Below are 26,718 nucleotides of genomic sequence, written 5' to 3'. Positions count from 1 at the left end.
CTGTATAAATTTCAGAAAATAATGTAGCATCGGGACTATCCTGCTACTTCTACCGCATTTCTAACAAATTCCACATGCGGTCCAAAAACAATATGAATATGATTTTTTTGTGGGAAAAATACCCCAGCCGCGCCTGAATCTTTTAATTTTTCTACATCAACTGCACCTTGATCGTTCAAGTCAATTCTCAGTCTCGTTATACAGTTATCAATATTTTTAATATTAGCTTTTCCTCCAAGAGCATCCACGAGAATTGCAGCAATTTCGTTATATTTTTTTTCTTTTAGAAGCGTACTATTTCTAACGTCTTCTTCTCTTCCTGGAGTTTTTAAGTTGAACTTAAGAATTGCATATCTAAATACAAAGTAAAATATAATAAAGTTGAAGATACCCAATAGAATCAGGTTCAGCCAATTCGTATGTTCATATAGTAAGCCGAATATTCCAAAATCGAATATAGTTCCTCTGATATAGCTTGTTGATATATGCAAAAGGTTAAGCGGAAGAGCTGTAATTCCACTAAGCAATGCATATACAAAATATAACTGTGGTGCAATGAATAGGAATGAGAATTCCATTGGTTCAGTTACATTTCCTAAGAAAGCAGTTAAAACAACAGTTATAATAGTTCCTTTAGCTATTTGCTTATTTCCTTTATATGCAGTATGATACATAGCTAAACCGATAGCGGGAATTCTAAACAATGTGCATAACATTTGGCCAGAACCCATATAGCTTGTAAGCATCGGCATTAAACTCCAGCTTTCATGGTTTGGTCCTAATTCAAATAATATCTTGTTTACAGCATTAAGTATTCCAGTGTATTCTTGTCCATCTATTACATAAACTCCACCCGCTGCTGTTAATCTAAGTAGTTCGTTTAGTACATGGTGTAGTCCAAAAGGAATAAGAAGTTTTTCAACGAACCAATACAACCCAACACCGATATATTCATTCATAAAAATAAAAGAAATACTGATCAAGAATTTAGTTAGAGCCTCCCAAATAATCGGGATAACTAGTCCAACTGGAATCATAGCCAAAAATGTAAGAATAGGAACCGACTTTTTCCCACTGAAGAAGGCGAATGCTAACGGAAGTTCCAGCTTATAAAACCTATCTGTTAACTTTGCAGCTACAAGACCAGCTATGATTCCTCCTACAGCTTCTGTTTTAAGCGTCTGAATCCCAAGAACGATTCCTTGCCCTACTTCCGATAAATGTTCAGTAGCCAAATTTCCGGTTACTGTAAGCCAAATATTCATAACGATCAATAAAGTTAAATACCCTAAGACAGATGAAAAAACTGCTATTCCTTTCTCTTTTTTAGACATTCCATAAGCAACGCCCATAGCAAAAAGTAACGGGATATTATCAAAAACAACTCCGGTTATAGCTCTTAGATTTTTGATAATAGTTTGAAGTACTTCATTTCCTAAGAAAGGAAACTTGCTAATCATGTAGGTTTGAGCTAATGCTCCTGATAATCCCAAAATCAATCCTATAGGTGCCAACACTGCGATTGGTAATAGTAAGGATCTACCAAAGGTTTGGATTCCATCTTTCATTTTTTGTTTCATTATAAGCCTCCTTGCTTAGTAGCTATTATTTTTCGTGGATATTCTCATCTAATAGCTGGCTTTCTCTCCCTTTGGACTTATTTTTGTCATTCTACTTTTAATTTTATTCTTCATCCTCAATCCCTCCCCCTCACTTTCCTTGTTGCCTCACTATGAGTTTATTTTTATTAAGCGCTTTCTTCAAGGTAACTTTATGAGCTGAAAACGTTTCGAAAAGTTACCTCAATCCTTTAAACGACTTTCAATACGTAATACTTTCTCCTAAAACTCGTATGAAACTTTAATCAACAATACATAAATGCAGATAAAACATCTTATATTCTTAATCATTTAGGCTATACTAGCAATAGGGTCTCCTCTTCATAATATAAAGGACTGATTATATGAGCATTAATAATCTTGACTTGAAAATAATAAGTTTTCTACAAGAAAAAGGTAAGTTGGATCTTACATATTCGGATGAGTTTTTTGGCAGAAGTGCCAATAGCCTAAAAAGACACATAGCGAATATTAACTTGTATCTCCCGACTGAAAAACAGATAAAAATCTTAGGAAACATGGTTTTAAGTACTCTAAAATACAATGATTATCTTAATTTCGTAAGTAACCTTTCACTAGATGAATATATCTCTTCTCAAAGAGAACGTAACTTTATAATTATTGTTTCAGCTTTTTTAAATGAATCTCTAAATACGACAAAATTATACGAGGAAATGGGTATTAGCTTAACTACAAAGAAAAAAGATAATAAAGCTCTTACTGGGTATCTAAAGATAAGAAAGCTAGACGTGAAAGTTATCCCCAAAAAAGGAATTGAAATAGTAGGCCATGAAAGATCTTATCGTATTTTAACTACATCTATTTTAGCTTCTTTACTAGAAATAGATTCTTTTGGTAATCTTATCAACCGAAAAGCAAACAATCCCTTACAAAAGATGATTATTAAGATCTTTTCTGAAAAGACACAAGTTGAAATACATGAGGCAAAAAAGTTACTGGAGGAGTTCATCGAAACCAATGAAATGAGAATGTCTTATCCATCTAAAAAGTTTTGTTATATCTACCTAATTCTAAGCCTATATAGAATTCAGAAAGGTAGTATATTAAAAGGCGATGAAGAACCTAATCTGAAGGTACGTAAGTATCAATTATTAAAAGAACAAGACCCTAACGAAAATTTATTCTTAGATTATCTAGTCTCATCCCTAGATTATACGTTCCATCCACAACTGCCTATAGATAAACAGCTTCAAGAAGTAACTATAGCTTTCATAGATGAAATTCAAAAGAATATAATTACGACATTTTATAATTATGAACTCGTCTTTAATGAGGTTTACCAGTACATATACAAAAGCATTATTCGAAATAAATATGAATACAACTTCTACGACAATAAGTTAGATGATACCCATAAGGAATTGTCTAAACTGTTTGGCATTATTAATAAGGCTCTACCAGTTATTGAAAACAAAATAGACCTTCAATTTTCAAGGCTACAGATTTCAACACTGACCTTAATATTTAGAAAATTTATCATGGGAAATAAAGTTATTGGGAGGAATAGTAGAAAAATCGTTATAGTTACTAATTCTACAGTGGAAAAAACTAATTTTTTTGTTGAGAACTTAAAGCATTACGTGGATGTAACAATTGTTGGAAATATTAATATTAATGAATTTCATCAGCTTAAAAATCTAGAGTATGACTCAATTATTACCTTCTCTAACAGAATTACTACCTTATTAGAAGAAGAAAATTACTCATGTATTAAGTTGAATTTTTACCTACATCAAAGCGACATTAAAAAACTTTTAGATCTAGGATTTTCTAGTAGTTCAAGAAGAAAAATTTTATCTGATGTCTTTCTCAAAGAAATATCAAATAAATCTCCAGATGAAATCAAAAGAATTTTACTTAAGAAATATTCATCACATTTCTTATAAAACGTATATGGCTTATTGAAAGGGAGTGAGATTCCCCAAGAATCCGTTCCAATACTGACTTTCTCCTAAACCCACGAATACAATTAAATATATAGGAGTTCATATATCCCATTACTGATACCCTAAAAGAAGCTGTCTCAAAAGATCGTTGAAAACAGCTTTTGTTATGTATAGTCCATTTCATCTCTTTGTATTAATTCTGTCTGAACAGTTAAGACTAACTTCAGATAAAATGAGAATGTGGAACATTGCATTTGCAGTATTTTATATAACGCTTGACCTCTGTAATGCGCCTTTACTCCATACATTTTCCTAAAAATTGAAAATATTTTTTTTACAAATCAAACGAGGTATATTATAATTTTAATGATTTTAGGCTTGAGAAAAACATAAGAGAGAGTGCTTGCGAATGATAAACGATCGTATATCCCTCAGAGAAAAAAGCATCGTTTTTATCGGCTTTATGGGGGTAGGAAAGACTGCCATTGGAGAGAGCGTGGCAAAGAAATTATATAGAGATTTTATCGACATTGATAAAGAAATTGAGAAAGAATTTAATATGCCCGTTCGGGAAATATTTAATAGTATTGGCGAAAAAGCCTTTCGAGAAAAAGAAAAAAGTATGATTAAGGATATTTGCCAGCAGAAGCTCAAAATCATTTCATTAGGCGGCGGCGCCTTTCTGCAGGATGAAATCCGAGAATTCTGCTTAGCTCATTGCATCGTTTTCTTTCTCGATATCTCTTGGGAATCCTGGAAGGAGCGCTTAAACATCATTATCGACAGCCGCCCTGTTTTACAAGGACTTTCCCTTGAGGAGATTGAGCAGCTATTCTATAAACGTCAAGGCATCTACTCAGCTCATCATTCTAAGATGGGGACAGATAATCTTGAGATTGAGGAAGCCGCAGATTATATCGTTGATTCCTTAAAGCTGGCTTGGGATATGTACGAACCGAGATGATACTTTATTCTTAAAATTTTCGGCTGCATTGAATAGTTTTTCAGCTGGAATTTTATACGTTCTTAAAGTATACAAGCGCAACAACCAGCCGAGCATTTACAAGATGCTCGGCTGGTTGTTATGCAAAAAGACCCATTCTCCCAATGTATAATAGTAAAGTATCGTTTCCTTTTACTGCGCAGTGTACCCTCCATCTAAGACAACAGCCTGACCTGTAACTCCTTTAGCTTTTTCGCTCGCTAGAAAGACTGCATAATCAGCCACCTCTTCAGCAGACAACAAACGCTTTTGCGGAACAAGCGGATAGATAACCTCCTCCAGCACTCGTTCGATCGGAACACCTCTCGTCGCTGCTAAGTCCTTTAGCTGATTTCTTACAAGCGGCGTATCTATATAGCTTGGACAAAGAGCATTTACAGTAACTCCATACTCAGCTGCTTCCAAGGCTGCAACCTTCGTGAGGCCAATCACTCCATGTTTGGCGCTATTATAGGCAGCCTTCCCCGCGAATCCAATTAGCCCATTAATGGAGCTCATATTGATGACTCTACCGTACCTCTGTTTCTTCATAATCGGAAGTGCGTGTTTCATTCCAATAAAAGGCGCTGTTAGCATAACCTTTATTAACAGCTCAAACTTCTCTGTAGAAAACTCCTCAATAGGCGCGACATGCTGAAGCCCCGCATTATTAACTAATATATCGAGACCTCCAAAGGATTGAATCGCATAATTGAGACTATCTTTAAATTGCTGTTCATCAGTCACATCGCAAGGAGCTGCTAATACTTCATAACCACGTGCTTGTAATTCCTTGGCCGCATTTTTGCACCCCTGCTCATTGATATCAGAAAGAATTACTTTCGCCCCTTCAGCGGCAAATGTTTCTACTATCTGTAACCCAACACCACTTGCAGCACCTGTCACAAATGCTACCTTTCCCTCTAAGATTTTTCCCATATCTTCTCCCCCTCTCATAAAGTCTACCTTGTTTAACAATTCAATCGAACCTATTTCACTAGTTCTTTAGCTTGCCGATCCTTCTTCAGCCAGTAAATAAGCTCCCCTTCACGTTCTTCATTGATCCTCTCTGATTGTTCAGGTTCCCATTGATAAAAGCCTGCACCTGTTTTTTGTCCATATTTTCCTTCATCCACTAGATTTCTCATCCTTGAGAAGGACTCTTGATGGCTGCTTAAATCGGGAAATAGATAGCTAGAGATAGAGTCAAATACATCTAGTCCTCCCATATCGGCCGACATAAACGGCCCTGTTACCGGCAGACGGCGACCGATACTGTAACGTACAGCCGCGTCAATATCCTCTACGGTAGCAACGCCTTGCTCTAAAATATACTGTGCTTCGCGGAATAGGGCATACTGCAGACGGTTCACGATAGAACCTAAAATATCCTTTTTCACAACAACTGGTTTCTTGTCCATACATTGAAGCAGTTGGACTGCCCGCTCAACAGTTCCAGCTGCAGTCTTCTCTCCCCGCACCACTTCTACTAATGGAATTAAGTGTCCTGGATTCCAAAAGTGGGTAACGAGCGTTCTTTCCGGAGATAATGTTAAGGATGCGATAGCAGTTGGGCTTAAGCCCGACGTATTGCTAGCTAAAATAACATCTGGCTGGCAAAGGCGATCCAGCTCTTGAAAAAGCTTCTGCTTTAATGCAAGGTTTTCTGGTACAGCCTCAATGATAAATGTTGCTCCCGAAATACACTCTTCTAAGGAATCTGTAAATCCAATTCGAGCTGCAATGACGTTAGCTTCCGTTGAATCGATTACATCATGCTTCCTTAGAATCATTATTTTCTCTGTAACTCCTAGTCTGCCTCGCTCAATATCCTGGTTACCCGTTCCCCAAACCCTCACTTCCATACCAGCTAAAGCAGCTGCCAAGGCAATAGAATGTCCCATTGTACCTGAGCCAAGAATTGATAGTTTTTCGCTAAAGGTCATCATATAGCTGTCCATCCCCCATCTACCTTAATCGTTTCTCCCGTAACAAAGTTAGCCATATCAGAAGCAAGAAATAGCACAGCTCCTGTAACATCAGCAGGCTGAGCTAACTTTCCGAGCGGTATACGCTGCAGTACATCGTGATAAAACTCTTTATCATCAAACATCTTTCTCGTAAAATCCGTCTCGATAAATGTAGGGGCAACAGCATTGACCTTGACGTTGTAAGGTGCCCATTCAACCGCCAAAGCTTTTGTCAATTGGACGGCGCCTCCCTTGCTTGCACAATAGGCGGCACGTTTTACATACCCGACAAACGCCATTTGCGAAACAATATGTATTACTTTTCCTTTATTCTGCTCCGTCATATACTTTCCTGCACGCTGTGTACAAAAAAATACCCCTTTTAAATTTGTATCTAATACTTGATCCCACTCCTCTTCCGTTACTTCTAATGCTGGTTTTGGAATGTTAACTCCTGCATTGTTAATCAATATATCAATTCCGTCCATTCTCGCTACCGCTTCATCAACCATGTGATAAACCTGCTGCACATTTTGCATATCTGCTGCAATATAAGAGCACTCTGAATGGATTTGCTTCAGCTCCTCTGTTGCGGTAACCAAATCAGCTTCATTCCGGCCAGTAATGACAACATCTGCTCCTAGCTCTGCAAAGGCAATCGCAATATCCTTCCCAATTCCTTTACTTCCCCCTGTAATTAAAACCTTTTTCCCCTTTATTTCTTGAAAATACGTCATAATATCCTCCCTACTACACTCCACTTTGCAAAAAAGACACCGAGCAACAAATCGGTGTCTTCATTTTAGTTTTCATACGCTCCCTAAGGGATCCTTCATTAATAACGGGCTGTGACCATTTTCTTTCTTGTATAGAACTCCACGCCGTCTGTGCCGTTTGCATGAAGATCGCCGTAGAAGGAATCCTTCCAGCCGGAGAATGGGAAGAACGCCATTGGTGCTGGTACACCTACGTTTACTCCTAGCATCCCTGCTTCGATTGTTTCACGGAATTGACGAACGCTTGCGCCGGAGTCTGTGTAAATGCATGCTCCGTTTGCGAAGCGGGAGTTATTTGCAATTTCAATCGCTTCATCTAATGATTTCACACGAATCACTGATAAAACCGGTGCGAAAATTTCTTCCTGCCAAATTTTCATTTCTTGGGTTACTTCATCAAAAATCGTTGGTCCTACGAAATAACCGTCTCCTTGTGCCGCTTCGTCGTTTCTGCCATCACGGATTAAGCGAGCACCTTCTTGAATGCCGGACTCGATATAACCAAGTGTACGTGCTTTATGACCTTCACGAATAACAGGACCTAAGAACACATTCTCATCCATACCGTTTCCGATTCTCATACTGTTTGCTTCCTCTACCAAACGTGCAATTAGCGCATCTGCAATTTCTTCTTGTACCGTTACAACAGCTGCCGCCATACAACGCTCACCTGCAGAACCGAATGCCGCGCCGATAATTTGCGCTGTTGCTACATCAAGATCTGCATCGTTTAATACGATGGAATGGTTTTTCGCACCCGCTAAGGCTTGTACACGCTTTCCATTTTCAGATCCTTTTTTGTATACATACTCTGCAACCGGCTGAGATCCTACGAAGGAAATCGCTTTAACAAGCTTGTGCTCAAGCAAGCCGTTGACGACGTCATGCGCACCGTTTACGATGTTTAGTACGCCTTTTGGAAGACCTGCTTGTTCAAACAATTCCGCAAGACGAGCTGCAAGAAGCGGTGTACGTTCAGATGGCTTTAATACAAATGTGTTACCGCATGCGATCGCAAGCGGGAACATCCAGCAAGGTACCATCATTGGAAAGTTAAACGGCGTAATTCCGCCGATCACCCCGATTGGATAACGGTACATCCCAGACTCAATGCCTGTTGCGATGTCAGGAAGCTGACGGCCCATCATGAGCGTTGGCGCTCCTGCAGCAAACTCTACACACTCAATGCCGCGTTGCACTTCTCCATAAGCCTCTTTATAGCTTTTACCATTTTCAATGGTTACAAGCTTTGCAAGCTCTTCCCAGTTCTCAACTAATAATTGTTGATATTTAAAGAGGATCCGTGCACGTCTTGGCACAGCGACCTTTGACCATGTTTTAAATGCCTCATTTGCTGCCTGAACCGCCTTATCCACATCTTCCTTTGTTGAAAGAGGAACCTCAGCAATCACTTCTCCTGTTGCCGGATTGTACACAGGCTCCGTTGCTGTTGTTGATGCCTCAACCCATTCGCCGCCAATATAATTTTTTACTGTTTTTGCTGTCGTTGTTGTCATTGTATATCCTTCTTTCCTATTGATTTTTTAAATGATTAAACTATACCAGTTAAGCTATAAACTCCGATAATGAAGAAGCTAGCAAGTGTTTTAATAACAGTAACTGCAAAAATATCGCGGTAAGACTGTTTATGCGTTAATCCGGTTACAGCAAGGAGTGTAATAACTGCCCCGTTGTGAGGTAAAGAATCCATTCCGCCAGATGCCATCGCAACAACACGGTGCATGACCTCAGGAGGGATATTGTACTGAAGAGCATCCTGCATGTACTTTTCTCCCATTGCACTTAAGGCAATTCCCATTCCGCCGGATGCTGAACCAGTAATCCCGGCTAATACATTCGTTGTTACTGCACTATTTACTAAAGGATTTGTAAACGTATGTGAAATATGATCTCGCACGACCCCAAATCCAGGAAGAGCTGCAATGACCCCACCAAAGCCATATTCAGAGCCTGTATTCATAGCCGCTAGCAAGGCCCCTCCAATACTTGCATTCATACCTGCTTGGAATCCGGAAGCTACAGCTTTCCAGTTATATGCAACCGTCGCTGCAATCCCTAATAGCAACGCAAGCTCTACTGACCAAATACCAGTTACCTTCGAAAGATCGACAACACCAAATTCCTTTAAACCAATTGCGGAAAAATCAAACCCGTTCGGATACCATTTAGGAATAAAAACTGTAAAGAATTTATTTCCTACCCCTACAAGAATAAGCGGGACAAATGCCAACACTTGACGAAAACCGCTTACTGAAGCAGTTGTATCCACTACTGAAGTGTCAATTTTCTCAGCGGCAGCTGCAGCAATTTCTCCGCTTGCATCACCAAAGCCGAAATAACCTTCACCTGCTGCTTGCGCTTTTTTACGTCGACTTTCTAAATAAATCATCCCTAGAACAAAGACAAAGATCGCCCCGATAATTCCTAGTGTTGGTGCTGCGTAAATATCCGTTTTAAAAACAGTAGTAGGAATAACGTTTTGAATTTGCGGAGTTCCCGGCATTGCATCCATTGTGAATGATAATGACCCTAAAGCAAGCGCACCTGGAATAAGGCGCTTCGGTATGTTTGCCTGACGGAAAAGGTTCGCAGCAAATGGATAAACTGCAAATGCTACTACGAATAAGCTCACACCGCTATAAGTTAAAATTGCACACATTAAGACAATTGCAAGGATAGCTCTTTTTGCTCCTACGATTTTTACAATTGTTTTGGCAATTGAATCAGCTACACCTGACATTTCAACGAGCTTGCCAAAAACAGCGCCTAATAGAAACACAGGAAAGTATTGTTTGATAAATCCGACCATTTTCTCCATAAAAATACTTGAAAAGAATGGTAAAGCATAATTAGGCTCAGTTAAGATGACTGCAAGCAATGCACAAAGCGGTGCAAATAAAATAACGGAAAAACCCCGGTAGGCAATAAGCATTAGAAGCCCTAAAGCTAATATAATAATGAGTAAATCCATTGCTGTTTCCCCCTCTTGCTGATTTAGATAAATGATTTAGCTACTTGCTGTCTGACTGAAAGCTCGTATTCGTAACAAACATAATACAGATTTACAATTTCATCATGCGTAGGTACCTTCGGATTATTCGCCGGACTTCCGCTGATGATTGCATCCTCGGCCATCTTAGCAACAACCGCATCAAGCTTGTCCTTATCGATTCCCCACGACTTTAAATTTGGGATACTCAAATCCTTGCATAATTGTTTAACTTCATTAATAAATTCTGCTACTAATTCATTTTCTGAAAGTCCAACTTGTTCCTTCAATACCTTTCTTGCTACTTCAGCTAATCTAGCAGCAGCTTCTTCCTTCGTGAACTCCAGTACAGCTGGAAGGAGCATTGCGTTAGATATACCGTGAGGCACATGAAACATAGCACCAATTGGACGCGACATCCCGTGTACTAATGTAACGGAAGCATTTGAAAATGCTATCCCCGCCAGCATCGAGCCCAACGCCATTTTGTCTCTTGCTTCAATATTCTCCCCATCTGTATACGCAGTACGAATATTGCCCATGATGAGCTCAATCGCCTGTAAAGCGAGCGTATCTGTTACTGGCTGCGCCCGCCGGGAGATAAATGCCTCCAGTGCATGACATAAAGCGTCTACTCCTGTTGCAGCTGTTACTGGCGGTGGACAAGAAATTGTCAGTGTTGGATCAACAATTGCAACCGTAGGTAATAATTCTGGCTGCTTGAGCATCATTTTTACGTCATGCTTTGTATCCGTAATAACCGTTACTGACGTTACTTCTGATCCAGTCCCTGCAGTAGTTGGGGCAACAATGAGCGGTAACGGCTTTGTATCAAATAATTTTTTACTAGCATAGTAATCTCTTATATGTCCGCCATTTGTCATGATAACCGCTACGGCCTTTGCAGTATCAATACAGCTGCCGCCACCTACCGTAACAATGACGTCACACTGCTCTTCCCTGCAAAGCGCAAGTGCTTCATCTACATGAATATCTGTAGGTTCAGAATCTACTCCTAAATACTTCGCATATGGAAGTCCTTCATTTTGCAAGTACGTTTCACAGAGCTTTACATTTCCGATCTTATCCATAATCGGATCACTAATAATTAAGACCTTTTTCCCTAGAGCCTTTGCCTGTTTACCAACCTCAGTGAAGGAATCTTTCCCATACAAAACCTGACTTGGCATGAGTAATTGATGAAATGTCATCTCTAGCATCCCCTTACTTCTATATAATCTCTGTTTTCCAGCCCTTCCATTTATTTTTCTGGAATATAAGTTTTTAACACCTTCATATGTAAACGTTATCAAATATCCTTATAAATATATCTATCTCCATGCAGTCGTCCAGAAAGAGCATTAGCATTTTTAAAGAAAACTTGCCGATTGGCAAGCCCTGCCTTTGGGCGAAGATGGAGGCGTAGTTGCATTTATAAGTGAGCTATTAGGAGAGGATCGATATATGGTTGCGCTTACACTATATTCCTAAAATTTTTTACTACGTCAAATTCACTTCCGGCTGGAAATTTGTATTTTCTTAAAGCCTGAAATATCGTTAACGTCTTCATTTTAAGCTTAGCATTAGGATCTCTTAGTTTCTATACATAAACTGGTTAAACCCCTTGGTTATTATATCCAAATAGCAAAACCCACAAATTTTTACTATGTTTTAGTGAGAGGGACCCCCTCTTGATGATCAGAGCGTCCCCCATAATCTATTAAACTGTTACTTTTCCGTATCGTTTAACACGCAATAAGGCTTGCTCGGCATGGCCTGCAAAATTCTCTAGCTGACATAACCGGGCAGCATACTCGCCAATAAAGGCACTTGCTTCTTCTGTAACCTTTTGATATGTGCATGTTTTCAAGAATTTCCCTACCCAAAGACCTCCTGTGTAGCGTGCTGCACCTTTTGTCGGAAGTGTGTGATTTGTACCAATTACTTTATCACCGTATGCGACATTTGTTTCTGGTCCTAAGAACAAGCATCCATAGTTCGTCATATTAGTTAGGAAATAATCTGGATCCTTTGTTAAAATTTCAACATGCTCAAAAGCTAGCTTATCAGCTTCAATTAATGCCTCCTCCTCATTTTCCACGAGGATGATGATGCCATTTTCTTCCCACGCCACGCGTGCTACATCCGCAGTTGGTAGCGTTTGCAATTGACGTTCAATTTCTACTACAGTTTCCTGTGCCAGCTTTTCTGATGTAGTGATTAAAGCTCCTGGTGATGTTGGACCATGCTCTGCCTGTCCTAAAATATCACATGCAATCATTTCTGCATCTGCTGTTTCGTCCGCAACTACCAGCGTCTCTGTCGGTCCTGCAAAAAGGTCGATACCAACACGTCCATATAACTGGCGTTTCGCTTCCGCTACAAAGGCATTTCCAGGTCCTACAAGCATGTCAACCGGTTGAATTGTTTCTGTACCGACGGCCATTGCTACCATCGCCTGTACACCGCCAAGAATATAAATCTCATCGGCCCCTGCCAAATGCATCGCAGCTACGGTTGCAGCAGGAATTTCACCTTTAATAGGAGGAGTGCACGCGATGACACGTTTTACACCAGCTACCTTTGCTGTTAGAACACTCATATGTGCGGACGCAACCATCGGATAACGTCCTCCCGGAATATAACATCCGACACTATTTACCGGAATATTTTTATGACCAAGAACAACACCTGGCAATGTTTCAACTTCAATATCAGTCATAGATTTGCGTTGTGCTTCTGCAAATTTTCGTACTTGAGCTTGTGCAAATTTAATATCTTCAATTGTTTGTTCTGGCACCTCACTAATGATCTGCTCGATTTGCTCTTGGGTAAGCTTAAAGCTCTCCGGTGACCATTTATCAAATTGCTCAGACAAGGATCTTACAGCTTGATCCCCTTCTGTTTCAACACGACGAATAATTTGTCTTACTGTTTCAGATACCTTCGCATCATTCTCTGCAATTTCTGCTTGGCTTTTCCCCGTTTTCAAATATCTTGCCACAACAACTTCCCCCTTTTATGTTTTTGCATACGTACCCAAAATGTTTCTTTAAAAAATTGCATACGTATGCAATTTTTCGGAATGAAAAAAGATATACAGCATATCTTTTTTACGAAACTATAAAATTGATTTCTGTTGAAGCTTTAGACTAGAATAGTTTGGTTTGTTCTACCTGTTATTAGGATATTCGATACGCATTCTACTGTCAACTATTTTTTGAAAGTGCTTACAGATTGTCTTTCAATTAGTTTTCCGGGAAGCAGTATGGAAACTGGCCCCTCGTTTTCACCGGAAATTTCACCCAGCAGGATGTTAATACTTGCTTCAATCATTTCATCAACTGGTTGCTGCCAGGTTGTTAAGCTATATGGAGGCAAAGAAGCCATTACAATATCATCAACCCCCATAATAGATACATCCTTAGGGATTGTTAATCCTAAAGACTTAACTGCATCAACTGCCCCTAATGCCATAATATCGTTTGCACAAAAAATAGCATCGAGCTGAGGATCCGACTTTAAAAGCTGTAAAGCTGCTTGATATCCTCCTTCGTATGTGTAGTTTCCTACCTCAACCTTAGGCTCAATCCCCTCGTGGCAAAGTGCCTCTCGAAATCCCCTTTCCCGGTCACGGCTCGTTGATGTATTTGTATCTCCTGCAATATAAGCAAATTGACGATGCCCGTTTTCAACTAGGTATTCCCCAATCTTCTTGCCTGCAGAATAGTTGTCACAGCAAACAACATGTCCGGAAAAATCCTTAGCATAGCGATTAAACAAGAGAACTGGGATACTATTTTCAGTGAAATGTGAGACAACCTTAGAAGATAATAAAGCATCTGTCACAATAACACCCTCTACGTTGTACTCCAGAAATTGGGAGATATCATCATGCTGAAGTTCATCCTTTTCGGCGTAAACAAATAAGACCTGATAGCCTCTTTTACGCAGCCCTTTCGTAAACTTCTCCAAAACCTCCGGATAGAATGGATTTTGAATTTCCCTCATAACAAGACCAATAATATTTGTCTTATTCGTAATTAACCCTCTCGCTAGGGCATTGGGACGATATCCTAGCTCCTTTGCCGTCTCTAATACACGGCGCCGTGCCTTTTCAGACACACTTGCACCAGGAGTAAAAACCCTTGATACAGTCGACTGTGACACACCAGCGTGTTTCGCAACCTCTATCGCATTAATCTGCTTTTTCTTCAAAAATAGCACCTCCTGACCAAATGTAAGTTACCCTTTAAAAAACCTGCTCTCGGACGAAGACAGAGGCGTAGTTGCACCTATACTGTATTCCTAAAATTTCTCACTAAGTCAAATTGTCTTCCAGTTAGAAATTTATACTTTCAGTGCAAAAAGAACAGCGTCTTAGACAAGGTATATGCCCTTATTGTAATCGTTTGGAGCTTATTTGAATACTGATGATTGTAAAAATGAATGACCAACTCAAAAGGAAAATCATCTTTTTCTACATCTAAACTGTAAATAACAAGGAAAGGAACTGACCCCAACATTCCACGTGCAGCAGATTGTTAGGGCAGTTCCTTTTTCTTTAGTCCTGATATGTACGTTCTTCCTTCGCTGGTCGATAAAGCACTTGCACGAGCTGGTCGTACTCACGTCTTGTAATTTCTTTATTATAAAGCTTTAACAGCAAATCCTTATGTTCCTTGGAAAAAGCCATCTTGTTGATTACCTCTGGATACATGAAAATTACCTCCTAGTTTCTCACCACGCGCAAAAAAGAACTTATGTTCGTATCATAATATAAATTGCCCTTAATTGCAAAGTAAAAATACGAGAAGGAACAATATAATATTTTTTCTAGCAATCGTAACATTATGATAGCAAAATTTCAAAATCTGTCAATATAGATAAGATTTTGTAGAATCATTGTATAAATCCACCCTTTCTGTAAGAAAATACTGGAAAAAGGTGAAGGAGATAACAAAAATGGATACAGTCACTTTGTCGCGGTCATTTTTTGGAACATCATTAGCATTCCACATTATTTTCGCGACACTTGGAATTGGTCTTTCGCTTATGATTTTACTTATGGAGGTTCTATACCAGTGGAAAAAAGACCCCGATTACGCAGTAATGGCGAAGCGCTGGACGAAGGCGTTTGCTATTTTGCTTGGAGTCGCAATTCCAACTGGTACGATTGTTGGCGTTCAGCTTGCCCTGCTTTGGCCCGGCTTTGTCAAAATTGTTGGGCAAGTCATTTCTGTACCCTTTCAAATTGAGATTTTCGCCTTCTTTTTAGAAGCGCTATTTATGTCTATTTATGTATATGCAGCGGATAAATTATCACCATTTATGCGCCTGCTTTCTGTTTTTTTTGTTATGCTTGGGGCAACCGCCTCCGCCGTGTTAATCACAGCGGCAAATACATGGATGAACACACCGGCTGGCTTCTCTATGCGTGAGGACGGTACCATTTTCAATGTAAATCCATGGGAAGCCTTCTTTAATCCGAGCTTCTTTAGCGGTTCGTTTCACGTTGTCATCACGGCCTATCTATCAGGCGGTGCTGTTATCGCTGCAATTGCCGGCTACAAGCTGCTAAAGCGGAATCAAACCGCTCATGAAATTGCCTATCATAAAAAAGGGCTGATGCTTGCTTTAATCGTTACGCTCATCTCTGGTCTTATTATGGGAATGTCCGGTCACGAATCTGCGATTAATCTATATGAACACTCGCCGGAAAAACTGGCGGCAGCCGAGGGGTTATTTGAAACAACCTCGCACGCACCTCTTACCATCGGCGGCATCGTTGACCCGGATACGCAAGAGGTTAAATACGGTCTTGAGATTCCTTGGGCGCTCAGTATTTTGGCCGATTGGAAGCCGTCTACCGTTGTGAAGGGATTAGAAGAGTTTCCGCGTGAAACTTGGCCGCCTGCATATACGCATTTATTTTTTAACCTAATGGTATTTGCCGGTATGCTGCAGCTTGCCATTGCAGCAATCGCGCTCGCATATTGGTATTTGATTGCTAAAAAACGAAACGCACAGTTTCCGAGCTGGCTCCTGTGGGCAATTGTCGCACTTGGTCCTCTTGCTTTTATCGGAATTGAAACAGGCTGGATTTTCAGCTGCAGCGGCCGTCAGCCTTGGACGATTTATCAATTCCAACGAACAACTGAGGCAGCGACACAGGCAGACTACGTGGGACCGCTATTCTTCGTGTTTATTTGCTTATACGCATTTTTAGGAGTGTTAACAGTAATTGTGCTTCGCACCTTCTTTAGACGGAATCCGCTGAATCGGGATCTTAAGGCATATGGGGGTAAGTCAAATGCATGAAGAAAGCATTGCGATTCTCATTTTATGGGCGCTTGTTTTTGCTTACAGTATTCTTGGCTCCATTGACTTTGGAACGGGCTTTTGGTCGATGATCTATATGAAACGCAACTCGACTGCTGGCGATATCGCGAACCGATATTTATCTCCTACCTGGGAATTGACGAATACATTTCTTGTCTTTGTCGTCGTTGCCTTTATCGGCTTTTTCCCAAATGCAGCTTATTCATTAGCTACTGCTATGTTCGTTCCGGTTACCTTAATTCTTGCTTTAATCGCTGTACGCAGTTCGTTCATGGTATTTTCCCATTCCTTTCCAAGCAGTGAAAAGCAGCTGCGTTTCACTGCAGGCATCACCGGGCTGCTCGTCCCGGCACTGCTTATCACTGTCCTGCCAGTTACGGAAGGATCCTTTGTGAAAATGATCGGCGGAAAGGAAACGCTTATGTATAAGCAGCTGCTAAGCAGTCCGTCTGTATACAGCTATATGCTGTTCGGATTAACATCTGCATTGTTTTTATCCGCACTCTTTTTAGCAGACTTCTCTCGTGAACGCGGCGATGAGGGGGCGTACCGCATATACAGAATAAACGCAATTATTCTCGGACCGGCTACTCTCCTGAGTGCAGTGATTGCGCTCGTCTCGGTCTCAATCCAAGGCAATGCCCGCTGGCTGCTATCGAATTTAGCGGACGAGATTCTTTGGTTTGCAGTCTCGCTTGGTCTGTTTGTTATTGGGTATGCAGCGCTTTGGTGGAGCAACAAGGGGTACAAAGAACTCGGCTGGCCCCGTGTTGCGGTTCTCTCTGTCGTTGCCCAATACGCCTTTGCAAGCTATGCCTACGGAAAGGCGCATCTGCCATACATCATTTTCCCTGACGTTACGATGTATACGAGCTTTACCCAAAAGACAACCTTCTACTCCCTGCTGATTTTGTACGCTGTCGGCATCGCCATTTTACTTCCAGGATTTATTATGTTTTGGAATTTATTTTTGAAAGACCGCACCTTTGCGGGCGATAAAAAGGAATAAGCTCCACTGTGAATACAGAGGAGCTTTCCTATCTCGCCGCTATCACTGATTCCCGCCCGCCAATAGACAGACAACGCCAGCCGCGGCTAAGTACAGATTATTACAGAAATTGCTTTTCTTACTTATATAACTCAGAGCCTTGTTCCTTAAACTCCTGCGCTTTTTCCTTCATACCTTCTTCTATCGCACTTGTTTCATTCAGCCCTTTTTCCTCCGCATATTGACGGATGTCGTGCGAAATTCTCATGCTGCAGAACTTCGGTCCACACATCGAACAGAAATGAGCTGTTTTTGCGCCTTCTGCCGGAAGGGTTTCATCATGATATTCCATCGCACGTTCAGGATCAAGCGCCAGATGGAATTGATCGCGCCAACGGAATTCAAAGCGCGCCTTAGACAATGCATCGTCACGCTGCTGCGCGCGCGGATGGCCCTTTGCAAGATCCGCTGCATGAGCCGCAATCTTATAGGCAATTACACCCTCACGTACATCGTTTTTATTCGGTAGGCCAAGATGCTCCTTCGGCGTCACGTAGCAAAGCATAGATGTACCAAACCAGCCGATCATTGCCGCGCCGATCGCTGAGGTAATGTGGTCGTATCCTGGCGCAATATCCGTCGTTAACGGACCAAGCGTATAGAATGGCGCCCCGTGACAGATTTCAATTTCCTTGTCGATATTTTCTTTAATCAAATGCATTGGCACATGTCCAGGACCTTCAATCATAACCTGGATATCATGCTTCCAAGCAATCGTTGTTAGTTCACCAAGCGTCTGTAATTCAGAAAATTGCGCTTCATCATTTGCATCAGCAATAGAGCCTGGACGCAGTCCATCTCCTAGTGAGAAGGAGATATCGTACTGCTTCATAATCTCGCAAATCTCTTCAAAATGTGTATATAAGAAGTTTTCCTGATGATGATATAAACACCACTGCGCCATAATCGAGCCGCCTCGTGAAACGATACCTGTTACACGCTTTGCTGTCATCGGAATATATCGAAGCAGCACACCAGCATGGATTGTAAAGTAATCTACACCCTGCTCCGCCTGCTCGATGAGCGTATCACGGTAAATCTCCCATGTTAGATTTTCCGCAATTCCATTTACCTTCTCAAGCGCTTGATACAATGGAACTGTGCCGACTGGAACAGGTGAATTACGCATAATCCATTCACGTGTTGTATGAATATTCTTTCCTGTGGAAAGGTCCATAATCGTATCGGCTCCCCAACGAGTTGCCCATGTCATCTTTTCAACCTCTTCCACAATGGAGGAACTAACCGCAGAGTTTCCAATATTGGCATTTACCTTCACGTGGAAATTACGGCCAATGATCATTGGCTCCAATTCTGGATGGTTGATGTTAGCAGGAAGAATCGCGCGTCCCTCAGCAATTTCCTGTCTCACGAAGTCAGGCGTTACACCTTCACGAATGGCAACAAACTCCATTTCAGGCGTAATGATCCCTTTTCGAGCATAGTGCATTTGGGTAACATTCTGTCCTGGCTTCGCACGAAGCGGCTTCCGGCTTAATCCTGGGAATATAGACGCTTTGTCTATGTCCTTGTAGCCATTATCCTCAGGCTTAATTTCCCGGCCGTCATACTCTTCTACATCTCCACGTTCAACAACCCATGCATAGCGCGGCGCTGGAATCCCTTTTTCTACATTTACTTCATAATCACATGCTGTATATGGACCGCTTGTGTCATAGACCCGAACCGGCTCATTTTCCACTTCGTTTGTTGGACTTAATGCGATTTCACGCATCGGTACCTGTACATCGGGACGTGATCCCTGTACAAATACCTTTTCACTTCCTGGAAGACTTGTTTTTAGCTCCAATTGCTTAATTGAGTCTGTTTGCGACATAATACCTTTCCCCTTTTCTTTATGTGACAAGGACATCAGTAAAACGCGCCAGCGCAACGTGCATACGAAAGCTCTCACAGTCGGCTACTGGCAGACTGCAGGCTAACATGTATAAAACAAAAAACGCCAGATCCTTATAGCAAAACAGGACCTGGCGTAAGCAGCATATGTACATGATGCAACACGTCTAAAAACTTCCCCACGCTGGTACGAGCCAGATCAGGTCCAAAGGGTTAAGAAGCATATCGCGCTTCCCTCTCAGCCTCACATACGAGGCACCCCTAGTATCACTTATAAATTTAATTTATATCCTTATTATACAGAAAGTAGTGGAAAGATAAAGCATTTTCTGAATATATTTTCTGAACGGGGACAGTGGACACGTCCTTCCCTTGCTTCCGCAGCAAAACATCCCGCATGTAAAGCGCGCAGCTTAGTAGCTGCTTTATGGAAGCTTTCTGTGTGTTCTCCCCGACGCAAGGCGCTTCTTTCCTATTATTATAAAAGCAGCCTTTCCTTGCAATAAGATCCACTTATCGTCTGCTTCTCTTTGATCGAAACATCCGTTTCCGTTTTGTATTCAATGTATCAAGTATAATATGAAGAGCGCTTGTCGTGAAAATCCCCAGCACCGCCGCACCAAGCACCGGCTTATGCGCACGGACAAGCCCTGGTAGTGCACCGTCTAATATTTGCACATTTAATATGTATAGAAACGGAAGAAAAATCACAAATAAATACAGTAGCCGGATCAAATCTCCAAGCACAATTGTATGTGTGAGGAAGGATCGGTGCGGCATGACAGCTCGATATGGGCGCCAAATGATGCGCAGCGGTCCCCAATTTCGATACGCTGAACTTACAGTATCTAAATCCGGCGTCAAAAAGTATGTGCCAAACACAAATCCTCCCGCAAACCACAGTAAAAAACCCCAGCTCGTCATCCCGTATGAAATGAGCAAACAAATAACAACGGGCAGACTTAATAAATTGAATCTTGTATGTGTTCTTCCTGATGGCATCTAAATTTCCCCTCACCTATCTACTGGCAAGCTTACTTTTCTTCGCTTGCTTCTTCTATTTTACGATCAATCTGGGAAGTGTCGGCATCTGAGCCAAACCATTGCGCAAGCTTAGCCTTCGCCTTTTGCTTCACTTCCTCATCAACATACTCGGCAGATTGCAGCAGCGCCGCGCTCAATACACCTAGATCATCCGTATACCCAAGACCGGCCATGATATCTGGAATCGCATCAACAGGTGCAATGAAATAAGCCAACGCTCCAACAATTGTGAACTTTACCCGCTTTGGAACATCTGGCCGCTGCAGGACATAAAACAAAAGCAAGCCCGTATACACCACGAAATGACCAGCCTTCTTTGCAGCCCCCTTCGTCTTATCCCAAAATGCTTCTACAGAAAATTTTTGTTCCATCTTAAAAACCTCCAATCTCATTCCCCATACTTTGTATTATATGGAGCAGTATGATTTTCCTCAAAATTACCCATCAATCCGCTGTAATTGTAAACATTCCTTCTCAGCACCAAACTAAATAAGCATGTTATATTTAATTGTTGACGAGCATATAAACGTAGTGATAAAGTTTTGTGTGATTGATGTAAATCATTTGTAAAAATTTTCAACCTATTATATAGTTTCTAAACAACCATGTTTATAGTATAATACAAAAATGACATTTGATAAAATTCCCATATCCCATATAAATTAGGAAAAACCGGGAATGACGCAATAGGAACGTAATTGCCCACTTTACATTGAGCATGCTTATGCCTCCGTGAAAAGATACACAATGCGACTCCATTGCGGAACTCCTTTTTTCTTTTTGTATAAAAGGCTATGTAAGGTGAGAAAGAGAAAGGGTGAGGGTGAATGAAGGAATCCCTGAAAGCACAATTCCAAAACGCCAAATTTACTTTATTAGCTGCTCTGTTCATATGGCTCAAAACCTATATCGTCACTCGTGTAAGCTTTGACCTAAAATTAGAGTCACCGATGCAGGAGTTTATTTTGTTTATTAGTCCGCTTGCATCGTCCTTGCTGCTAGTTGGCTTATCACTGTTTCTGACAGGCAAAAGGCGCAACTATATGGCAATCTTTATGGACTTCCTTTTAACAGTTATTTTAATTGGAAACGTAATGTTTTACGGCTTCTTTAATGACTTTGTGACACTGCCTGTTTTAATGCAAACGTCCAACTTCGGAAGCCTTGGTTCTAGTATAAAGGAATTATTCAACTACAAAATTTTATTAATGTTTGCAGATATTTTCTTCCTATTATACATAGCTAGGAAGGCACGCAGCTCTGTACGTGTCGAACGATTGAGCCGTCCATTTAAAGCATTGTATTTTCTTGTAACAGCTGCAGTATTCTTAGTGAATCTTGGACTTGCTGAAATGGAGCGTCCCGAATTGCTAACGCGTTCCTTCGACCGTGTTATGCTTGTCAAAAACTTAGGATTATATGTGCATCAGGTATATGATTTAGGCTTACAAGCTAGATCAAGCTCACAAAAAGCTTTCGCTGATGGCAGCAAGCTTCAGGAAACAGAAAACTATGTGAAAGCAAATGCTGTACATTCGGATCCCGCATTATTCGGCAGTGCAAAAGGAAAGAATGTAATTATAGTATCTCTTGAATCAACACAATCCTTCTTACTTGGGGCAAAGGTAAATGGACAGGAGGTTACTCCATTCCTGAACCAATTTATGAAGGAGAGCTATTATTTTGAAAACTTCTTCCACCAAACGGGTCAGGGTAAAACGTCCGATGCAGAGTTTTTAATTGATAACTCCCTTTATCCATTAGATCGCGGTGCTGTATACTTTACGCATTCAAATAATGAATTTGTAGCAACACCAGAAATATTGCGTCAGCAAGGCTACTATACAGCAGTATTTCATGCGAATAATGCAACGTTCTGGAACCGTAACATGATGTATCCGGCATTAGGATATGACCGTTACTTCAACGAATTAGATTATAAAACTACGCCAGAAACAAAAATTGGCTGGGGTTTAAAAGATATCGAATACTTTGATCAATCTGTTGAGATGTTAAAAACAATCAAGCAGCCGTTCTATACTCGCTTCCTGACGTTAACGAACCACTATCCGTTTACGTACAGTGATGACATGAAAATGATTGAGCCATTTAATTCTGGTGACGGCGTCTTGGACCGTTATTTTGTAACAGCTCGCTATCTGGATGAAGCATTAAAGAACTTTGTTGAGAAATTAAAAGCTGAAGGTCTTTATGACAACTCAATCCTTGTGTTCTACGGCGACCATTACGGTATTTCTGAAAACCATGACAAAGCCATGGCACAATTCTTAGGCAAAGAAGAAATTACGACATTTGACCATGTGAACCTACAGCGCACACCGCTATTCATTCACGTTCCAGGTCAAACAGAAGGAAAAACAATTTCTGCTCCTGCTGGTCAAGTGGATGTAAAGCCGACGATTTTAAGCTTACTTGGCGTTGATACATCAAACGATATCGAGTTTGGCCATGACTTATTTGCGCCAGATCGTAAACCATTTGTTGTATTCCGTGATGGTAACTTCGTAACAGACAAGTATTACTACTACGAAAACACATTCTACGACCGCAACACTGGTGAAGTAGTAACAGTTCCTGCAGCAGAAGCAAAAGCACTTATTGACCGTGCGCAAAATGAATTACGCATGTCTGATACAATCATTTCAGGTGACTTGCTTCGATTCTTTGATGGAAATAAGATCAAGACCGGAACTGTGAAAACAGCTATTAAAGAAGCAGAAAAAGAAGAATAAGCAAAAAGGCGGATTGATTCATCCGCCTTTTTTTATTTTTATTACGGTACATTATGTCCAAGAGAGCTAATATAAATCCGGAACCACTGCTGACGGCTGAGTGTAAGCTTTACTGCCTGCGCAGCTGTACGGACGCGTTCTATTTTCCCAGATCCTACGATTGGCATCATCTTTGCCGGATGCGCCAATAGCCAGGCATACATTACCTCATCGATGGAGTCCGCACCGATTTCCTCTTTTATTTCTTCTAAAGTGTTCTTAACCCGCGTTGCCCGTTCTGTTGAAGCAGAGAAAATGCTTCCGCCAGCAAGCGGGGACCATGCCATTGGTGCAATGCGCTTCTCTTGGCATTTCTCAATTGTCCCTTTTTCAAAATGCTCAAATTGCATAACCGAAATTTCCAACTGATTGGTTACAAGCGGCATGCTAAGGTAAGAAGCAAGCATCTCCATTTGTGACGGCAAGAAGTTAGAAACACCAAATTCAAGCACCTTTCCCTCCTGCTTGAGCTGAGCAAATGCCTCTGCTACCTCTGCCGGGTCCATAAACGGATCCGGACGGTGGATCAAAAGCGTGTCCACATAATCTGTTCCGAAGTGGCGCAGCGAATTTTCCACACTTCGGATGATATGCTCTTTGCTTGTATCATAATGATTCACGAGATGCTCAGGATATGCAGCCGAACGAAGCTTAATGCCACATTTTGTGACAATTTGCATCGAGGAACGCAAAGCTGGCTTCTCACGTAATGCTTGACCAAACAAAGCCTCACAGCTATAATCGCCATAGATGTCTGCATGGTCAAAGGTGGTAATCCCCATCTCCAGACATTCCTCAATCAATCGAAGCAGCTCCTGCTTGTCCATCCCCCACTCCCGCAGCCGCCACATCCCGTGCACAATCCGGGAAAATGATACCTGTTCTGAAAGCTGTACTGTTTGCATATGTATAGTCCCCTCTCTATTAAAGACTTCTGTTCTATTATAACAAAATATGTCTGCTGTTCTTGCAGCAAAAATCCGCTTCCCTCTTCATTCCTACAAAAGCTTCACATTCAATTTACAGTAGCTTTATATTTATAGCCTATACTAAACCTGTCTAGATGATGTTCCTAGCATAAACCCTCTTTATGCGGCGATGTATCGACACGGCGCACAACGTTTCTCGTTGAAACGTTGTTTTTTTTTGTGACAAATAAGCAGGATTCTTAAAAAAAATGCCTAATTGTATTCAAAAGAGCCTTATTTCATCCTAACGCAAATAGAAATGGGGAGAAAATACATATGAGCTACGAACCAATTGTATTATTCGAAGAACAATTTGTAGATACGAGACAAGCAAAGCCTTCTATTGACATGGAGGAACGCGGTTTGCAGTTTGGTGATGGTGTGTATGAGGTAATCCGATTATATGAAGGTACATTTCATTTATTAGGGCCTCATTTAGCACGCTTATACCGTTCCATGGAGGAAATTGAACTTATCCCTCATTTTTCAAAAGCACTGCTTGTGAAGTGGTTATACGAGCTAGTGGAGCATAACGAATTTACCGGAAATGGCAGTGTCTATTTACAGGTAACACGCGGCGTTCAATCCCGCAGCCACGCATATGCTGCAAACACTAAGCCGACGCTCTATGCATACCTCACGAAAAAGGAACGCCCAACTGATGAGATGCTCCGTGGTATTCACGCTTGTACAGAGCAGGATATCCGTTGGCTTCGCTGCGATATTAAATCGCTCAATTTGCTTCCCAATGTTATGGCAAAAACAAATGCGGAACGAAAAAACTGCCAGGAGGCCCTGCTCGTTCGGAGCGGCATTGTTACGGAAGGAAGCAGTTCAAACTGCTTTATCGTCAAAAACGGAACACTCTATACCCACCCTGCCAATCACCTGATTTTAAATGGGATCGTCCGGCAATACATCCTCTCCCTCGCCGTAAAGCTTGGTATTTCTGTACGGGAGGAAGTATTTAGCGTCCGGGATGTGCTACAGGCAGATGAATGCTTTATTACCGGAACAACATCGGAAATTACCCCGGTCACGCATCTTGATGGTACTGCGATCTCTCATGGGATTGTTGGTCGAGTTACAAGGCAGCTGCAAACAAGCTTCCAAGAAAGCCTGCCTGGGGATCGAATTGCCTTTCAATTATAAGGTCGCCTACAGCGGCCTTTTTTTACACCTTAAAGAAAACTCGCCGATTGGCGAGCCCTGCTCTTGGGCGAAGACAGAGGCGTAGTTGCACTTATACTGTATTCCTAAAATTTCCGACTACGTCGAATCGGCTTCCGGCTGGAAATTTATACTTTCTTACAGTGTAAAAGTAAGCTGTAAATTTCTCACTACGTCGAATGGTCTCCCAGCTAGAAATTTATACTTTCTTACAGTGTTAACAAAGCTACAAGCTCCTATCATTTATAGAGCTTCCCACAGTGCAACTCAAAAAGCCTCCCCCTCCTTTCCTATCACCAGCTCATTTCTCATATACGGATTAAAGAATAAACATTGACAGTACTACGTATCCAATTTAAGATTTTTAACGTTGGTAAATTTTACATCAACTGAATTTTATAAAAGAGAGGATACGAAGAAAATGAAGAAAGTTCTCGGCAGCATAGCCGCCCTGTCCGCCTTAGGAGCCACAGCGGCTATTGACCATGCAGAAGCATCGGCGTCAGAGCCATCCGTACCAAGCGAGACAAGCGTTGCCCACCACACGGTGGAAGCAGATGCCCTCCGCGTACGTACTGGTCCTAGCACCTCCCATGGCATACTTGGCCTTGTAAGAGAAGGGCAGGAGCTAGAAGTCACAGGTGAACAGCAAGGCTGGTATGAAATTGATTATAATGGGGAAACGGCATATGTAAGTAAAGATTATGTTAGCAGCACCTCCTATACTGTTAATGTATCATCATTGCGTGTTCGCGTCGGTCCTAGCAACGCTCACCCTGTTATCGGATATGTTCAAAAGGGACAAGAGGTTACGGTAGTATCAGAACTGGAGCATTGGTATAAAATTAACTTTAACGGACAAACAGCATATGTAGGTAAGGATTATATTTCTGCTGGAAGCGACAGCCAAGCAGAAACAAGTTCCCCTGTCACTGTGCAACAAGACGGTACATACGTTGTAGATGCTGCCTCCTTGCGTGTCAGAACAGGAGCTGGGACCTACCACCCTATCATCGGCGGTGTCTTGGAAGGACAAGCATTGCAGGTAACCGGCGTAGAAAACGGCTGGTATCAAGTCACATATAAGGGTGCAACAGGTTATGTTAGCAGTGAATATGTCCGCTTTGTACAAGGTGGTACAAATGTTGAAAATACTGTAGCTGCAGCCCCTGCGGCACCAACAACGCAAAGCCTTTATGTAGACACGGCTTCCTTAAACGTCCGTAGCGGAGC

General features: G+C 41.4%; 21 protein-coding genes and 1 riboswitch. Of the genes, 7 read left to right on the top strand and 14 right to left on the bottom strand.

The annotated features are described in order from the left end of the window. Positions 1–35 precede the first annotated feature (35 nt). On the bottom strand, positions 36–1,580 hold the full coding sequence (locus tag AAHB12_RS13065; protein ID WP_342045599.1) for a PTS transporter subunit EIIC: 1,545 nt from the start codon (positions 1,578–1,580) through the stop codon (positions 36–38). Between the two features lie 383 nt (positions 1,581–1,963). On the opposite strand from AAHB12_RS13065, the gene AAHB12_RS13060 reads away from it, so the two are divergent. Further along, positions 1,964–3,526 carry a helix-turn-helix domain-containing protein gene (locus AAHB12_RS13060; RefSeq protein WP_342045598.1) on the top strand — a complete coding sequence of 521 codons (1,563 nt, stop codon included), beginning with the start codon at positions 1,964–1,966 and terminating at the stop codon, positions 3,524–3,526. 409 nt (positions 3,527–3,935) lie between these two features. Then, positions 3,936–4,490, top strand: coding sequence for a shikimate kinase (locus AAHB12_RS13055; protein ID WP_129727631.1), 555 nt, complete (start codon positions 3,936–3,938; stop codon positions 4,488–4,490). Between the two features lie 171 nt (positions 4,491–4,661). On the opposite strand, the gene AAHB12_RS13050 is transcribed toward AAHB12_RS13055, so the two are convergent. From AAHB12_RS13050 to AAHB12_RS13010, 9 genes are all read right to left on the bottom strand, one after another. Continuing rightward, positions 4,662–5,447 (bottom strand): 3-hydroxybutyrate dehydrogenase, encoded by a 786-nt coding sequence (locus tag AAHB12_RS13050; protein WP_342045597.1) that lies wholly within the window; start codon positions 5,445–5,447, stop codon positions 4,662–4,664. 50 nt (positions 5,448–5,497) lie between these two features. After that, on the bottom strand, positions 5,498–6,457 hold the full coding sequence (locus tag AAHB12_RS13045; protein ID WP_342045596.1) for a 3-hydroxyacyl-CoA dehydrogenase family protein: 960 nt from the start codon (positions 6,455–6,457) through the stop codon (positions 5,498–5,500). After that, on the bottom strand, positions 6,454–7,215 hold the full coding sequence (locus AAHB12_RS13040) for an SDR family NAD(P)-dependent oxidoreductase (RefSeq protein WP_342045595.1): 762 nt from the start codon (positions 7,213–7,215) through the stop codon (positions 6,454–6,456). The genes AAHB12_RS13045 and AAHB12_RS13040 overlap by 4 nt, the downstream gene beginning before the upstream one ends. Before the next feature lie 98 nt (positions 7,216–7,313). Further along, the gene (locus AAHB12_RS13035; protein WP_342045594.1) at positions 7,314–8,771 is read right to left on the bottom strand and encodes a CoA-acylating methylmalonate-semialdehyde dehydrogenase; all 1,458 of its coding nucleotides are present in this window, start codon (positions 8,769–8,771) and stop codon (positions 7,314–7,316) included. A gap of 35 nt (positions 8,772–8,806) precedes the next feature. Beyond that, positions 8,807–10,246 (bottom strand): GntP family permease, encoded by a 1,440-nt coding sequence (locus tag AAHB12_RS13030; protein WP_342045593.1) that lies wholly within the window; start codon positions 10,244–10,246, stop codon positions 8,807–8,809. A gap of 23 nt (positions 10,247–10,269) precedes the next feature. Beyond that, positions 10,270–11,475, bottom strand: coding sequence for an iron-containing alcohol dehydrogenase (locus tag AAHB12_RS13025; RefSeq protein ID WP_342045592.1), 1,206 nt, complete (start codon positions 11,473–11,475; stop codon positions 10,270–10,272). 509 nt (positions 11,476–11,984) lie between these two features. After that, complete coding sequence (gene hisD, locus AAHB12_RS13020) at positions 11,985–13,268, bottom strand: histidinol dehydrogenase (RefSeq protein ID WP_129727625.1); 1,284 nt, start codon at positions 13,266–13,268, stop codon at positions 11,985–11,987. A 209-nt stretch (positions 13,269–13,477) separates the two neighbouring features. After that, the gene (locus AAHB12_RS13015; protein ID WP_342045591.1) at positions 13,478–14,491 is read right to left on the bottom strand and encodes a LacI family DNA-binding transcriptional regulator; all 1,014 of its coding nucleotides are present in this window, start codon (positions 14,489–14,491) and stop codon (positions 13,478–13,480) included. Positions 14,492–14,828: 337 nt separating this feature from the next. Continuing rightward, a complete protein-coding gene (locus tag AAHB12_RS13010; protein ID WP_342045590.1) occupies positions 14,829–14,984 on the bottom strand; it encodes a hypothetical protein in 156 nt (51 codons plus the stop codon). 245 nt (positions 14,985–15,229) lie between these two features. On the opposite strand from AAHB12_RS13010, the gene AAHB12_RS13005 reads away from it, so the two are divergent. Both AAHB12_RS13005 and AAHB12_RS13000 read left to right on the top strand, forming a co-directional pair. Continuing rightward, positions 15,230–16,585: a cytochrome ubiquinol oxidase subunit I gene (locus AAHB12_RS13005; protein WP_342045589.1), complete on the top strand. Its 1,356-nt coding sequence runs from the start codon at positions 15,230–15,232 to the stop codon at positions 16,583–16,585. Further along, positions 16,578–17,615 (top strand): cytochrome d ubiquinol oxidase subunit II, encoded by a 1,038-nt coding sequence (locus AAHB12_RS13000; RefSeq protein WP_342045588.1) that lies wholly within the window; start codon positions 16,578–16,580, stop codon positions 17,613–17,615. Before AAHB12_RS13005 ends, AAHB12_RS13000 begins: the two co-directional genes overlap by 8 nt. A 118-nt stretch (positions 17,616–17,733) precedes the next feature. Here the strand turns inward: AAHB12_RS13000 and thiC are convergent, their stop codons facing one another. The 3 genes from thiC to AAHB12_RS12985 form a co-directional block, all read right to left on the bottom strand. Continuing rightward, entirely contained in the window at positions 17,734–19,491 is a 1,758-nt protein-coding gene (gene thiC / locus AAHB12_RS12995) for a phosphomethylpyrimidine synthase ThiC (RefSeq protein ID WP_342045587.1), read from the bottom strand. Positions 19,492–19,670: 179 nt separating this feature from the next. Continuing rightward, positions 19,671–19,784, bottom strand: a riboswitch (TPP riboswitch). A 240-nt stretch (positions 19,785–20,024) separates the two neighbouring features. Continuing rightward, a complete protein-coding gene (locus AAHB12_RS12990; RefSeq protein WP_129727620.1) occupies positions 20,025–20,513 on the bottom strand; it encodes a metal-binding protein in 489 nt (162 codons plus the stop codon). Between the two features lie 32 nt (positions 20,514–20,545). Continuing rightward, positions 20,546–20,926: a YkvA family protein gene (locus AAHB12_RS12985; RefSeq protein ID WP_129727619.1), complete on the bottom strand. Its 381-nt coding sequence runs from the start codon at positions 20,924–20,926 to the stop codon at positions 20,546–20,548. Positions 20,927–21,382: 456 nt separating this feature from the next. Between AAHB12_RS12985 and AAHB12_RS12980 the strand changes: the two genes are divergently transcribed. Beyond that, positions 21,383–23,308: an LTA synthase family protein gene (locus AAHB12_RS12980; RefSeq protein WP_342045586.1), complete on the top strand. Its 1,926-nt coding sequence runs from the start codon at positions 21,383–21,385 to the stop codon at positions 23,306–23,308. A gap of 41 nt (positions 23,309–23,349) precedes the next feature. On the opposite strand, the gene AAHB12_RS12975 is transcribed toward AAHB12_RS12980, so the two are convergent. Then, a complete protein-coding gene (locus AAHB12_RS12975) occupies positions 23,350–24,252 on the bottom strand; it encodes an aldo/keto reductase (RefSeq protein WP_342045585.1) in 903 nt (300 codons plus the stop codon). Positions 24,253–24,591: 339 nt separating this feature from the next. Here AAHB12_RS12975 and dat point away from each other — a divergent pair, with 339 nt between their 5' ends. Together dat and AAHB12_RS12965 are read left to right on the top strand one after the other, a co-directional pair. Next, entirely contained in the window at positions 24,592–25,467 is an 876-nt protein-coding gene (gene dat / locus AAHB12_RS12970) for a D-amino-acid transaminase (RefSeq protein ID WP_342045584.1), read from the top strand. Between the two features lie 439 nt (positions 25,468–25,906). Then, on the top strand, positions 25,907–26,718 hold an 812-nt coding region (locus AAHB12_RS12965; protein ID WP_342045583.1), incomplete at its 3' end, for an SH3 domain-containing protein.

This window comes from Bacillus sp. OTU530 (assembly GCF_038440375.1).
The sequence above is the reverse complement of the archived record's forward strand: the minus strand, read 5'-3'. Positions and strand labels throughout refer to the sequence as shown.

Coding starts and splice junctions, on each gene's coding strand:
- AAHB12_RS12985 (WP_129727619.1), bottom strand. CDS start 20,926: ATGGAACAAAAATTTTCTGTAGAAGCATTTTGGGATAAGACGAAGGGG.
- AAHB12_RS13025 (WP_342045592.1), bottom strand. CDS start 11,475: ATGACATTTCATCAATTACTCATGCCAAGTCAGGTTTTGTATGGGAAA.
- AAHB12_RS12980 (WP_342045586.1), top strand. CDS start 21,383: ATGAAGGAATCCCTGAAAGCACAATTCCAAAACGCCAAATTTACTTTA.
- AAHB12_RS13010 (WP_342045590.1), bottom strand. CDS start 14,984: ATGTATCCAGAGGTAATCAACAAGATGGCTTTTTCCAAGGAACATAAG.
- AAHB12_RS13065 (WP_342045599.1), bottom strand. CDS start 1,580: ATGAAACAAAAAATGAAAGATGGAATCCAAACCTTTGGTAGATCCTTA.
- AAHB12_RS13030 (WP_342045593.1), bottom strand. CDS start 10,246: ATGGATTTACTCATTATTATATTAGCTTTAGGGCTTCTAATGCTTATT.
- AAHB12_RS13040 (WP_342045595.1), bottom strand. CDS start 7,215: ATGACGTATTTTCAAGAAATAAAGGGGAAAAAGGTTTTAATTACAGGG.
- dat (WP_342045584.1), top strand. CDS start 24,592: ATGAGCTACGAACCAATTGTATTATTCGAAGAACAATTTGTAGATACG.
- AAHB12_RS13050 (WP_342045597.1), bottom strand. CDS start 5,447: ATGGGAAAAATCTTAGAGGGAAAGGTAGCATTTGTGACAGGTGCTGCA.
- AAHB12_RS13055 (WP_129727631.1), top strand. CDS start 3,936: ATGATAAACGATCGTATATCCCTCAGAGAAAAAAGCATCGTTTTTATC.
- thiC (WP_342045587.1), bottom strand. CDS start 19,491: ATGTCGCAAACAGACTCAATTAAGCAATTGGAGCTAAAAACAAGTCTT.
- AAHB12_RS13000 (WP_342045588.1), top strand. CDS start 16,578: ATGCATGAAGAAAGCATTGCGATTCTCATTTTATGGGCGCTTGTTTTT.
- AAHB12_RS13060 (WP_342045598.1), top strand. CDS start 1,964: ATGAGCATTAATAATCTTGACTTGAAAATAATAAGTTTTCTACAAGAA.
- AAHB12_RS13045 (WP_342045596.1), bottom strand. CDS start 6,457: ATGATGACCTTTAGCGAAAAACTATCAATTCTTGGCTCAGGTACAATG.
- AAHB12_RS12990 (WP_129727620.1), bottom strand. CDS start 20,513: ATGCCATCAGGAAGAACACATACAAGATTCAATTTATTAAGTCTGCCC.
- AAHB12_RS13005 (WP_342045589.1), top strand. CDS start 15,230: ATGGATACAGTCACTTTGTCGCGGTCATTTTTTGGAACATCATTAGCA.
- AAHB12_RS13035 (WP_342045594.1), bottom strand. CDS start 8,771: ATGACAACAACGACAGCAAAAACAGTAAAAAATTATATTGGCGGCGAA.
- AAHB12_RS12975 (WP_342045585.1), bottom strand. CDS start 24,252: ATGCAAACAGTACAGCTTTCAGAACAGGTATCATTTTCCCGGATTGTG.